Source organism: Solibacillus isronensis, assembly GCF_900168685.1.
Taxonomy (GTDB): Bacteria; Bacillota; Bacilli; order Bacillales_A; family Planococcaceae; genus Solibacillus; species Solibacillus isronensis_A.
On sequence record NZ_FVZN01000014.1, the window covers coordinates 2,335,602 to 2,348,011 of the forward strand.

Consider the following 12,410-nt stretch of genomic DNA (forward strand, 5'->3'; position numbering starts at 1 on the left):
CTATATAGTGTAACGAACAGATGTCTCCCGTTCAATCAAATCGCCTAATTACCGAGTAAAGTACGGCAGTTGCTCGACGAATTTCTTCGCTTCCTCGTCACCGAATTCATGAATGAGGGCATAGACTTTTTTTAGTCGGTGATCGATCTCATGATTTAATCTGTCCAAATGATATGGAATAAACGGCATATGGGCACGGAATGCATTTGATGCCTCCAGCTCCTGCATCTGATTGAACAGTTTCATAAATACACGCGCTTTTATAGGTTCCATTTTCAATACAAATTCATACGATGATCCAGGATGCAAATTGCATGTTAAATTGGCAACGGATACATAAACATTATTTTTTTCCATTATTCTCACCTCATAGTTAAGGTGGACTTCAATAATCTCGTTTATACATTGGAAGTATATCGATCAGTCATTCCGTATCCCAGCGAACGAAAAAACGACCCCGCAATTGGAGTCGTTTATCCGATATTATTTGCCTAAATAAGCATTTAACATCCATGTATGTTTCTCAAGGCTTTGGAATTGAGCGTTCAGTAAATCCTCTGTACGATCATCGCCTTCTTCTGAAGCTGTTTCCATTGCCTTATTTAAAGCTTCCATAATTGTATTGAAGTCGTTGATTAATGTAGAAACCATTTCCTCAGTTTCTTCCTTTCCTGAAGCCTCTTCAATTAGAGATAGCTCTAAATGTTCTTTTAATGTTGCAACAGGCTTGCCGCCCTTCGTTAAAATACGTTCTGCAATTTCATCTAAATTCAATGTTACTTCATTGTAAAGCTCTTCAAATTTAACGTGTAGTGTAAAGAATGACGGTCCGTTTACATACCAGTGATAGTTATGTAACTTCGTGTACATTACCGACCATGTTGCTACTAAATCATTTAATTGTGTGTTTAATTGTTTCTTTGCCATTGTCCTTCACCTCATAAATTATATTTAAAACTTCTTAGCGAAATTTTAATCCTGATATAAAATCAGCTTACTATTTCTATTATTTTTAGAAATGTATCATTGCTTGTATTATATCCGTTCTCGCGCTTCTTAAAACATTTAGTTCAACCATTCTTCACACTCTCCTCAATTTTTTCCTGTAATATGGAAGGAAACGAGAGGTGAAAAAGATGAGCTTACCTATTGTATTGATTATTATCGTGACGATTATGGGGATATTCGCATTCTCTATTATTTTACTTGCCCGGAAAAACAGCGTATCATTAAAACAAACCGGAGATGACAAACCAATTCGGACTTATAAAAATGGAGAGCAAAAACAGCAATGAATAAACTATTTATCGGATTAATTCGTCTTTACCAAAAATATATTTCGCCCATGACGCCACCTTCTTGCCGATTCCATCCGACTTGCTCACACTATGGAATTGAAGCAATTCAAAAACATGGTGCAATTAAAGGATCGATCATGACCGTTATTCGTATACTAAAATGCCAGCCGCTTCATCCAGGAGGATTTGATCCAGTACCTGAAAAATGGCCTTCGAAAAAAAAATAATTTTCGAAGCCTTTTTTTATTGTGTTTTTTTAATGAATCCTGTATGATTGAAAATGTTCAAAAATACAAATCGTAATTATTACTATTTAAGGAGATTTATTTATAATGAAAAAATGGTTTTCAATCATTTCGATGTTTACACTCATTTTAGTATTAGCAGCTTGTAACGCAGAAGATACTAAAAAAGATACACGCGAATCGAAGCAAAACGAAGATGCCCTTTCTGTTTATACAACTGTTTATCCATTGCAGTATTTCACAGAACAAATTGGTGGAGAGTTTGTTGATGTTTCTTCTATTTATCCAGCGGGTGCAAATGAACATTCATTTGAACCGACCCAAAAAGATATGATGGCATTAGCAGATGCGGATTTATTTTTCTATGTCGGTCTTGGATTAGAAGGCTTTGTTGAAAATGCGCAAAAAACTTTGGCAAATGAAGATGTAAAATTAGTTCCTACAGCTGCTAATGTAACGGAAGATCAGCTTCATATTTCAACAGGACATACACATGCTGAACATGATGACGATGGAGATGATCATGGAGAAGAGCATGCACACGAAGAACATGATGCCCATGTATGGCTATCACCGGTCATTTCACAGCAGTTGGCTTTAACGATTAAAGATGAACTAGTCGCGGCACTACCGGAACACGAAGCAATATTCAATTCAAATTACGAACAATTAGTATCCGAACTTGCAACATTGCATTCAGAATTTGAAGAAATGGCTGCCGCTGCGACAAAGAGAACTTTCTTTGTATCGCATGCAGCATTCGGCTATATTGCGGGACATTACGGCTTCAACCAAGTTCCTGTAGCTGGTCTTAACTCGCAAAGTGAACCTTCGCAAAAGGAATTAACGGCAATTGTTGATTTAGCAAATAAAGAAGATATCCAATATATTTTCTTCGAGCAAAATGTTTCTTCAAAGTTAACGGAAATAATATCAAAAGAAGTAAATGCAGAAACATTAACATTGCATAATTTAAGTGTTTTAACAAAAGAAGATATCCAAAACAATGAAGACTACTTTACATTAATGCGTAAAAATATGGATGTCCTTAAACAAGCTTTAAGCAATTAATAACAAAAGGTCCAAGCATTCAAATTTATGCTTGGACCTTTTTTATCTCTGTATCACTCTTCCAACAGTTGCATCAACTTTCTTCGTAAAAGCTTATTGGAGCCGCTACGAGGTAAATGGCTGACGAAGTGAACTTGTTTCGGGACTTTATAATTTGCTAAGTGATGTGTGCAGAAGTCGGTGATTTCTTGTTCTGTCATCTGTTTTTTTGCAACAATAAAGGCTACAGGTACTTGTCCCCATTTGTCATGCTCGATTCCGCATACACCCGCCTCTTTTATATTCGGATGTCCGAGGAGTATGTTTTCAATTTCGGCTGGATAAATATTTTCTCCCCCTGAAATAATTAAGTCACTGCGTCGATCGACGACGTATAAATACCCTTGTTCATCTAAATAACCGACATCTCCTGTATGAAGCCAGCCATTGATGGTCGTTGGTTTGTCATTAAAGCGGCCGATATATTTCGGTGTTACATGAGGTCCGCGGATTAAAATTTCACCTATGGACTCCCCGTCTTTTGCATCAATTTTAATTTCATTGAAAAATAGCGGCTTGCCGGCAGATCCGATATGCGTCATGGCATCTTCGTTTGCCAATGTCGCGGTTTGTGAAGATGTTTCAGTCATACCATAAGTTTGGGCAACACGTAAATCCAGTTTTTCCGCACGTTTTAAATAATCGACCGGTACTGGGCCGCCACCTGCTAAAGCGGTAGTAAAATGCGGATGCGCTTTTTGACCAGCCTGCTCCATTTCGGAAAGTATGTTTTCAAGGATGACCGAAACGACCGACATTTTCGTAACAGTACCTTCCATAATTTCCTGAGCACACTTTTTGGCATCGAATTTTTCATATAAACGTATTTTCATCCCATATAGCAATGAACGGACGACAATCGAAAAACCACTTATATGAAAAATCGGGACAGTACAAAGCCATGTATCCTTCTCTGAAATGCCTAAGTTCAATGCTGAGCTGATTGCGCTGGAACTATGGTTTGAAACCGTTTGGCAAACGCCTTTCGGAAACCCTGTTGTTCCGGATGTATACATGATTGTCAGTGCAAAATCCTCTTCCCACTGTGCTGCAATCTCATATTCCGACTCAGCTGTCTCATAAAGCTTGGAAAATGGAATGATACGTGCATCATCAGGAAGTTTGGCAAGCTCTTCATCGGCTACTAATATCGCATCAACTTCTGCATCTTCAACTTGATACGCAAGTTCCTGCTTAGCAAGTCTTCCATTTAACAGCACCATCTCACACTGTGCCTGCATACATGCATAAAGCAGTTCGATTAAAGGCGGTGTAGACGGTGCTAAAATAGCTACCCGTTTTCCATTCGTTAAACGAAGTGAATTTAATTTATATGCTAAGCTGACAGACTTTAAATAAAGCTCTTTAAACGTCCATTGCTCATCATGAAAGCTCAGTGCAACCCGATTCGGTGTTAAATAGGCTCGTTGCTTTATCCAGTTTGGCTGCATCCCTTTTTCCTCCTATCGTAAAGAAAAGGGATGTCCAAAGTTTTCGGACATCCCTTTTGAATATTATAACGAACAAATCAAGGGAAACGTGGGAATTGACCGAAGTCTGGTTTACGTTTCTCTTTGAATGCATCGCGGCCTTCTTTAGCTTCATCAGTTGTGTAGTAAAGAAGTGTCGCATCACCAGCAAGCTGTTGGATACCAGCTAAACCGTCTGTATCTGCGTTCATTGCAGCTTTTAAGAAACGTAATGCTGTTGGAGACATTTCCAGCATCTCTTCACACCATTTTACTGTTTCATCTTCTAACTGCTCATATGGTACAACTGTATTTACTAAGCCCATTTCAAGTGCTTGCTGCGCATCGTACTGACGGCATAAGTACCAGATTTCACGAGCTTTTTTGTGTCCTACGATACGTGCTAAGTAACCTGAACCGTAACCAGCATCGAACGAACCGACTTTAGGTCCTGTTTGACCGAAACGTGCATTTTCTGCAGCGATTGTTAAGTCACATACTACGTGTAGTACGTGGCCGCCGCCGATTGCATAACCTGCTACCATCGCTACAACCGGTTTAGGAATTTTACGGATTAACGTTTGTAAATCTAAAACGTTTAAGCGAGGAATCTGGTCATCGCCTACATAGCCGCCATGACCGCGTACTTTTTGGTCGCCGCCTGAGCAGAATGCATGCTCTCCCTCACCTGTTAAAATAATTACGCCAACACGCTCATCATCACGAGCACGTGTGAAAGCATCGATCATTTCCGCTGTTGTTTTTGGGCGGAAAGCGTTGCGAACTTCTGGACGGTTAATCGTAATTTTTGCGATTCCGTTATAGTATTCATACTTAATATCTTCGTAAGTATGTAAAGATGTCCATAGACGTTGCTTTGTCATATTTATTGCCTCCTAATTCGGTTATGAAATCGTTTCCTTTACTATTGTAGCAAACTTTGTCGGATTTTCCACATGAATTGCGTGGCCAACTGCTGGAATTATAAGATGATTTGCTTTTTCGATACGTTCTTGCATTTCATTGTTTAATTGAATGAATTTTTCGTCAAGCTTTCCGGTAACCAGTGTCACAGGCATTGTTAATGTATTAAGCTTGCCCCAAAGTTCCGGCATTACACCTGTCCCCATACCGCGCAGACTGTTTGCAAGACCAATCTCCCTTTGCTGTATGCGCTCTGATCGAATTTCCTGCTTTACTTCTGCAGGTAGACTTTTTTGAGAAGCAAACAGCGGGATATTTTCCCACTTGTTTACGAATGACTCAATCCCATTTGCAAGTATCTTTTCCGCGAGTGTATCATCCGCCTGTTTTCGTATAGTACGCTGCTCTTCATCCATTAGACCGGGAGAAGCACTTTCCAGAATCAAATGCTCGATTCCAGACGGGTAACGAGCCGCATAGCTCAGTGCCACACGTCCTCCCATCGAATAGCCTACCAGCGAGAAAGTATCAAGCTGTAATTGATGAAACAGTTCATGCAGCAATTCCACTTGAAATGCCATCGAGTAGAACTCAATATTAGTCGGTGCTGCTGTTTTACCGTGTCCGATTAAATCAACAGCAATACACCGGATGTTTGACGGCAGTTGCGAATCGATTTTTTTCCAAGTATTTGTGCTCCCTGTAAAACCGTGGAGAAATACAATCGTTTGAGTTGCGTGTTCATTCCGCTGTTCAATATGCACATCCAACCCTTTTACAGTGAATCGAGCCATTGTTCCATCACCTCATGAATCCGCGCCCATAGCTGACGGTGCTGCTTCACATTCTCTTCCCGATCTGTGAAAGCTTCGATTAGTTTAATCGATGTTTCTTTATCCGCAGACAATGCAGTCGTAAATTGTTCCAATGATGTTGCTTTTACGTAATCCAACTCATACATTTTGGCCATTTGTTCGAATGTCAATGCAGTCGGTGTACCAAAAAGATCTTCATAATGCTCCTTTACCTTCGATTGCGGTAAATAAGAGAAAATGCCGCCGCCGTCATTATTCATGACAATTACCGTTAAATCACATTGCTGATAACGACTTGCAACAAATGCATTGGCATCATGCAAAAATGCTAAATCCCCAATCAATAAATACGTTTTGCGGTTCTTACGGCCATTACTGAAGCCAAGTGCTGTAGATGTTACCCCATCAATCCCGTTCGCTCCACGGTTTGCGAAAATTTGAACAGGACGATTTTGTGTAAGTAAAAACGTATCAATATCACGAATCGGCATACTGCTGCTCACATAAATGTCGGCGTCTTCCTCAATACTTGTAAGGAATGCCTGTACCATTGCCCCTTCGTCATCGGCAAATTGACTGTACTTTTCAATAACATCAGCTGCAAGTAAATCTGCCATTTTCCAAAATTGAACGTATGCCATTTCTGCTTGAGAATGCGCTAATTTCACATCCGACAGCCATTCTCCTGGTAAGGCATGAATGAAATGTGTCGACATATGAGTAGAATCTCTATACATCGGATCTTCATCGATGACAATATAGCTTTGCGGGTTTGACTGTACGATAAACTGCATTAAAAATTTAGAAACAGGCTGTGCCCCGAAACGAATGACCGTTTGTGGTCGAACATTCCGTTTAAAGCGCTCATTTTTCATCAATGCATCATATGTAGTAATCGCATATATTTGGCAATCTTCCGGTATTTCTGTACGCAAGTTCGATAAGCTTTCAATCATTACCGGCCATTTCACTTCACGAATAAAATCCCATAAATATTCCGTGTTCGTTCCTAGCGGCAATTCTCCTATGATCAGAATTCCAGTCGTTGTTTTTTCGATGATTTCAGTCAGTTCAGCCATCGCTTGCTTGGCAGGCTGAAGCTCATTTGTATAGCTTTTAATATAGCTTGAAACCGGCAATGTTTCCGCAAAATCAATGATTAACGGTTCACGGAACGGAATATTTAAATGGACCGGTCCAAACGGTGCTGTCGTGGCAATATTTACCGCACGCACTGTATGGCGTTCGATAAATGGAAGCGTTTGCGGAGCCTCATCCGGAATCGGAAATTCTGCGGACCACTTCACATTTTCACCGTATAAACGTACTTGATTGATCGTCTGAGGTGCTCCTACTTCGCGCAATTCATGCGGACGGTCTGCTGTTAAAACGATTAGCGGCACTCGTGCATATTTTGCTTCGACAATGGCCGGATAGTAATTGGCCGCTGCTGTTCCCGATGTACATACGAGTACGACTGGTTTTGCAGTCGATTTAGCTAAGCCTAGCGCATAAAAGGCTGCGGCCCGTTCATCGACTTGACGATGCATTTCGATTTCCTTCGTTGAGGCAAATGCATAGGCAAGCGGTGTAGAGCGGGAGCCGGGACTTATGACAACCTGTTCTACACCAGATGTTACTAACGCTGATACAATTGTATAAACATAATTGGATAATACTTCACGATCATTCATGTAATTGGCCTCCTAAAGCTCGAAGCATTGGACGGAATTTCACAAGCGTCTCTTCATATTCCGATTGTGCTTCCGAATCTTCGACAATGCCTCCGCCTGCATATAAATACGCTTTATCCTGTACTAATGCAGCCGAACGAATTGCTACTGCAAACTCGCCGTTTCCATCGGCATCAAGCCAGCCGATTGGTGCCGCATAAAGCCCTCGGTTCATCGGTTCGTATGTCCGGATTATTTCCATTGCCTGTTCACGCGGAACACCGCCTAAAGCTGGTGTTGGATGCAAATGTTTCACGAGCTGCAAAATCGTTGCATCTTCATTCAACTGTCCTTCAACAGGTGTATATAAATGCTGAATATCTCGGATTTTTAATAGCTTCGGTCCATGAGGGACTTTTACTTCCGTACAATTCTTGTTAAATGTATCGGTAATCATCTCAACAACATAATGATGCTCACCAAGGTTTTTCAGATCGCTTAGCAACGTTTTTCCTAATTCCTCGTCGGCTTCAGCAGTTGTACCGCGCTTAATCGAGCCTGCTACACATGAAGAATAGGCACGCCCGTTGTCTACTTTTACTAAACGTTCCGGTGATGCACCGTAAAACAGTAAATCACCATGCTCCAAGCCAAACAAATAGCTCTCCGGCTGCTCATGTACGACATGAGACAAAATTTGCGGAGATGTAATCGTTTCCTCAAATTGCAATGCTAAAGATCGTGCAATGACAACCTTTTGCGCTTCGTTTGCTTTGATCAGGCTTGTCACCTTATTGATGGAATTCAAATATTCCTGCTTATACGGTTCCATATAGCTGGTCATCGTCGGTTTCGGATAAGTTTTAACTTCCTTCACCTGTGTTGCATGAATGAGTTCATCACGTTCTTTACGAAGTGCTTCAAACGTTTTCGCGCTGTTTTCCTCATCCGTAATATAGTTAATTGTTACATAAGCTTTATCATTGCGAATAACTAACTGATGCGTCGCGACAGTAAAGTAGCTTTGCGGGAAGTTTGTCCATTCTGCCGAAACTTCATTTTGCGGATCAAAAGTAAAGCCGCCGAAAAGAATCGGCTGCAGATGCTGATCTTCCTGTATGATTTGACTCGTCAGTTTTTTCCATTCACGTTCCACTAAATCGAAACGGGCGTCAGACGCATTGTTTTCGATTATATAGGCATGTCCTAAACCAACCAATGTGAAGGTTTTTTCACGATTTTGCCAGTAGTTGCGTTTTCCTTTATACTTCGATTCGCCCGCCGCAAAAAATGCCAATGCGGATAATCGGCTTACTTCGATTGTTTCCATATAAAAAATCTGCTTTGAATTTGAGCCTACTTCTATTTCAGTGGCGTTGTACCACTTGTGTTGCATGAAAATTCCCTCCGTCATGTTGCAAATTCACTAAGTATGATGCAAGTATAGCGTTATTTTAATACGTGCCTGAATTTTTATATAATTTGCTCATTTTTTTTGCGTTCGCGCAGTAAATAATACCTTCCTATCATAACATTTTTCGAGCAAACGTTACATGTATTGTCCCTTCACTCTGTTCAATTTGTTTTATTTGCATTACAATAGTTTAGATAATTGTATTTAGTTAGGAGCGTTTTTTTATGACAAAAGTCGTTGAAGCGGACAAGGGATTTAAAGTTTGGTGGCATTTAACACGTCCACACACATTAACAGCTTCATTTGTACCTGTATTATTAGGTACGTCTATGGCACTTTCAATAAATCATGAAACAATTCATTTCGGACTATTTTTTGCAATGCTTATTGCCAGTATGCTAATACAGGCAGCAACTAATATGTTCAATGAATATTATGATTATAAACTAGGCCTGGATAATGAAAACTCAGTCGGTATTGGTGGCACAATCGTCCGACATGGTGTAGCACCAAAAACAATTATGGCTATTGCGCTAAGCTTTTACGGTATCGCAATGCTATTAGGCGTTTACATATGTGCCATGACATCCTGGTGGCTTGTTGCTGTCGGTCTTGTATGTATGCTGATCGGTTATTTGTATACTGGAGGACCGTATCCAATTGCTTATTCACCGTTCGGGGAGCTAGTTTCAGGGGCAGTAATGGGGATGGGGATTGTTCTAATTGCCTTCTTTATTCAAACAGGAGATGTAACAGCTGATGCTGTAATTATTTCTGTGCCAAGTATGATTTTAGTGGGGGCAATTATGCTTTCTAATAATATCCGCGATATTGTTGGTGATACAGAAGGCGGACGTAAAACGATGGCCATTTTAGTTGGCCGACATAATGCTGTAACAGTACTTGCTGGTTTCTTTATTGTTTCGTATATTTGGATTATCATTCTTGTAGTTATTGGCCATTTAACACCATGGGCACTGCTTGTATTATTAAGCGTGAAGAAACCGATTGAAGCGATTAAATTATTCCGAGCAAAAGAAAAACCGCTTGAAGTAATGCCTGCAATGAAATATACAGCCCAAACAAACACGATTTTCGGTTTCTTGTTGGCTGTAGGTCTATTAATTTCATATTTCATTTAAAACTAGCAGAGGTATGTTGAACATTCAACATACCTCTTTTACTATTCTGTCACTTCATCTACATGGTCAATACATGTTAAAGCTGTCGGAATCGCTTCTAAACGCTCAAAAGGAATCTCTTTTCCACATACGATACATTCCCCGTATGTGCCCTCATCCATTGCATTTAAAGCCGTTTGAATTCTTTCAATTTCGTCTTCCTTCAATTCACTTAATGTTTTTTCTGTAACAATTGTCGTCAAATCGGTTGCTGCATCTGCCGGATGATTATCAACTGCAGTTATTTCTGTATCCTCTAAAGGAGGTTCTTCATTAACATGCTCCTGCAATGTTGCAAGTTCCTCTTCCAAAATGCTGCGCAATTGTTGTAATTGATTGATATCCATATAAAATCCCCCTTTTTTCCATTAATAAAATATTACCTATATGAGGATTTCTAAACATCTTTTCTTATTTATCCGCTGCATACACAGCAATTACATCATGCAAAAATTGTGTAGCACCGGGACCGACACGCTCATCATAGTAAGCAGTAAACCGTTCATCGCTTACATACATTTGCGCTAGGCCTCTATGTGCTTCTGGGGTATACTTTGCCCATGAGAAGCTTAGCCAGCGTTTATGAAGCTCCGCTGCTTCCATTGCAACATCTGACGTTACATCTCCGGACACAAGCGCTTCTTTTAATCGTTCAAACAGTTGGTGTTCCAATTGCTGCATTGCATTATATTGCTCTTCTGTCATATCCCTGAATTTCTTATTGCTCGCTTCCACTTGAGCTTCACCGTATTTATCACGTATTTCCTGGCCGTAGCTCTTTTCGTTTTCTTCAATTAAATTATTTTTAAACACTTCAAACTTTTGTTCATTTGTCATCTTAAGTTCCCCTTCCATCGTTTGGATTGTTTGTTCTATCGTTATTAGTAAGTCGTCGATATATCTTCTTTTCTTTTGTAATAGCTCGGATTGTTTTTTTAGTGCTTCTTTTACTTCATAATCAGGATGATCGAGCAATTTTTTTATTTCTTCTAACTTAAAATCAAGCTCCCGGTAAAATAGGATTTGCTGTAACCGGTCAATATCCTCTTGGCTATATTGCCGGTAGCCATTTTCCGCAACTGCAGAAGGTCTCAGCAAACCGATTTCATCATAATAACGTAGTGTGCGTGCACTCACACCCGATAGCTTGACTAGTTCGTTAATCAGCACATGATCACCTCCTATTTAGTACTATAAAGGTTGACGCAACGTGAAGGTCAATAGTTAATTATATTTTCTTAATTATTTCTATAAAAAAAGAAGCTAACCTAAGTTTTCAGGTTGCTTCAATTAACATCTTTTTCAATCTCCGGATAAACTCGAGCAAATAACTTTCAGGCAGTGCAGACATTTGTTCTAGTCCAATCTGCTTCACTTCATAATGACGAATATCATTTTCGTATTTATAACCAGTTACTTCGATTTTCTTTATTTTATGTGTCGCAAGCAATATAAATTGTTTTAAGTTTGCAGAGTATATACCATCCAGTTCTTCGCGTTGAAGAGTAAACTGCTCAATTCCTCCTGTTAATTCATAAACAAATACATTTGCAAACTCATAATCCTTTATTTTTTCATTGTCTATACTGTACGGGATGACTCCAAGTGACGTTAATTGCGAAAACATTACGTTAATCCCTACTTCTTCCTCTAATTCGCGTACACCATCCTCAATCGACTCCGTTGCCAGTATATGACCAGCTGCCGTAATATCAAATTGGTTTGGATAGTCCTTTTTATTTTTGCTTCTCAGCTGTAGATAAATGCGCCATTCAGAATCTGTTTTTTCAATAATCCAGCAATGAAACACTTCATGCCAATAACCTTTTGCATGAACTAGATCACGATGTTCAATGCCCGTTTCCTTATAATATTGATCAAATACTTTTAAACGTTCATTCACAAGATCCGCTCCTTTTATACAAAAAAACGCTAAGTACATGTAACAGTACTTAGCGTTTTTCATTTTTCTATGTATGACCCGTACGGGATTCGAACCCGTGTTACCGCCGTGAAAGGGCGGTGTCTTAACCACTTGACCAACGGGCCGATGGCGGAGACAGAGGGATTTGAACCCTCGCGCCGCTTACGCGACCTACACCCTTAGCAGGGGCGCCTCTTCAGCCTCTTGAGTATGTCCCCAAAAATAGAAAAAATGGCTCCGAAGGCAGGACTCGAACCTGCGACCTGCCGGTTAACAGCCGGATGCTCTACCAACTGAGCTACTTCGGAATAATACTATGGTGGGCCTAAATGGACTCGAACCATCGACCTCACGCTT

General features: G+C 40.1%; 14 protein-coding genes and 3 tRNA genes. 4 read left to right on the forward strand and 13 right to left on the reverse strand.

Annotated elements, in window-relative coordinates; translation table 11 throughout:
• Window positions 1-48 precede the first annotated feature (48 nt).
• Window positions 49-357, reverse strand: coding sequence for a transposase (locus tag B5473_RS20280; RefSeq protein WP_079528608.1), 309 nt, complete (start codon window positions 355-357; stop codon window positions 49-51).
• A 126-nt stretch (window positions 358-483) separates the two neighbouring features.
• A complete protein-coding gene (locus B5473_RS20285; RefSeq protein ID WP_079528611.1) occupies window positions 484-927 on the reverse strand; it encodes a Dps family protein in 444 nt (147 codons plus the stop codon).
• Window positions 928-1,136: 209 nt separating this feature from the next.
• On the opposite strand from B5473_RS20285, the gene B5473_RS20760 reads away from it, so the two are divergent.
• From B5473_RS20760 to B5473_RS20295, 3 genes are all read left to right on the forward strand, one after another.
• Window positions 1,137-1,295, forward strand: coding sequence for a hypothetical protein (locus B5473_RS20760; protein ID WP_176142110.1), 159 nt, complete (start codon window positions 1,137-1,139; stop codon window positions 1,293-1,295).
• Window positions 1,292-1,525 carry a membrane protein insertion efficiency factor YidD gene (gene yidD / locus B5473_RS20290; RefSeq protein WP_079528613.1) on the forward strand — a complete coding sequence of 78 codons (234 nt, stop codon included), beginning with the start codon at window positions 1,292-1,294 and terminating at the stop codon, window positions 1,523-1,525. Before B5473_RS20760 ends, yidD begins: the two co-directional genes overlap by 4 nt.
• 105 nt (window positions 1,526-1,630) lie before the next feature.
• The gene (locus B5473_RS20295) at window positions 1,631-2,614 is read left to right on the forward strand and encodes a metal ABC transporter solute-binding protein, Zn/Mn family (RefSeq protein ID WP_079528615.1); all 984 of its coding nucleotides are present in this window, start codon (window positions 1,631-1,633) and stop codon (window positions 2,612-2,614) included.
• Window positions 2,615-2,667: 53 nt separating this feature from the next.
• Here B5473_RS20295 and B5473_RS20300 read toward each other — a convergent pair whose 3' ends face one another.
• From B5473_RS20300 to B5473_RS20320, 5 genes are all read right to left on the reverse strand, one after another.
• Window positions 2,668-4,104 (reverse strand): o-succinylbenzoate--CoA ligase, encoded by a 1,437-nt coding sequence (locus B5473_RS20300; RefSeq protein ID WP_079528617.1) that lies wholly within the window; start codon window positions 4,102-4,104, stop codon window positions 2,668-2,670.
• Between the two features lie 77 nt (window positions 4,105-4,181).
• Window positions 4,182-5,006 (reverse strand): 1,4-dihydroxy-2-naphthoyl-CoA synthase, encoded by an 825-nt coding sequence (gene menB / locus B5473_RS20305; protein ID WP_008408141.1) that lies wholly within the window; start codon window positions 5,004-5,006, stop codon window positions 4,182-4,184.
• 21 nt (window positions 5,007-5,027) lie between these two features.
• Complete coding sequence (gene menH / locus B5473_RS20310) at window positions 5,028-5,840, reverse strand: 2-succinyl-6-hydroxy-2,4-cyclohexadiene-1-carboxylate synthase (RefSeq protein ID WP_079528620.1); 813 nt, start codon at window positions 5,838-5,840, stop codon at window positions 5,028-5,030.
• A complete protein-coding gene (gene menD, locus B5473_RS20315; protein ID WP_079528622.1) occupies window positions 5,822-7,555 on the reverse strand; it encodes a 2-succinyl-5-enolpyruvyl-6-hydroxy-3-cyclohexene-1-carboxylic-acid synthase in 1,734 nt (577 codons plus the stop codon). The genes menH and menD overlap by 19 nt, the downstream gene beginning before the upstream one ends.
• Window positions 7,548-8,930 carry an isochorismate synthase gene (locus tag B5473_RS20320; protein WP_079528624.1) on the reverse strand — a complete coding sequence of 461 codons (1,383 nt, stop codon included), beginning with the start codon at window positions 8,928-8,930 and terminating at the stop codon, window positions 7,548-7,550. The genes menD and B5473_RS20320 overlap by 8 nt, the downstream gene beginning before the upstream one ends.
• 242 nt (window positions 8,931-9,172) lie before the next feature.
• Here B5473_RS20320 and B5473_RS20325 point away from each other — a divergent pair, with 242 nt between their 5' ends.
• A complete protein-coding gene (locus B5473_RS20325) occupies window positions 9,173-10,090 on the forward strand; it encodes a 1,4-dihydroxy-2-naphthoate polyprenyltransferase (RefSeq protein WP_079528626.1) in 918 nt (305 codons plus the stop codon).
• A gap of 41 nt (window positions 10,091-10,131) precedes the next feature.
• Here the strand turns inward: B5473_RS20325 and B5473_RS20330 are convergent, their stop codons facing one another.
• From B5473_RS20330 to B5473_RS20355, 6 genes are all read right to left on the reverse strand, one after another.
• On the reverse strand, window positions 10,132-10,476 hold the full coding sequence (locus B5473_RS20330; RefSeq protein WP_079528628.1) for a TraR/DksA C4-type zinc finger protein: 345 nt from the start codon (window positions 10,474-10,476) through the stop codon (window positions 10,132-10,134).
• Window positions 10,477-10,540: 64 nt separating this feature from the next.
• Entirely contained in the window at window positions 10,541-11,299 is a 759-nt protein-coding gene (locus B5473_RS20335; RefSeq protein ID WP_079528631.1) for a MerR family transcriptional regulator, read from the reverse strand.
• Between the two features lie 106 nt (window positions 11,300-11,405).
• Complete coding sequence (locus tag B5473_RS20340) at window positions 11,406-12,032, reverse strand: NUDIX hydrolase (protein ID WP_079528634.1); 627 nt, start codon at window positions 12,030-12,032, stop codon at window positions 11,406-11,408.
• Window positions 12,033-12,106: 74 nt separating this feature from the next.
• Window positions 12,107-12,178 (reverse strand) — tRNA-Glu (locus B5473_RS20345).
• Window positions 12,179-12,180: 2 nt separating this feature from the next.
• Window positions 12,181-12,271, reverse strand: a tRNA-Ser gene (locus tag B5473_RS20350).
• A 14-nt stretch (window positions 12,272-12,285) separates the two neighbouring features.
• Window positions 12,286-12,361, reverse strand: a tRNA-Asn gene (locus tag B5473_RS20355).
• Window positions 12,362-12,410 lie beyond the last annotated feature (49 nt).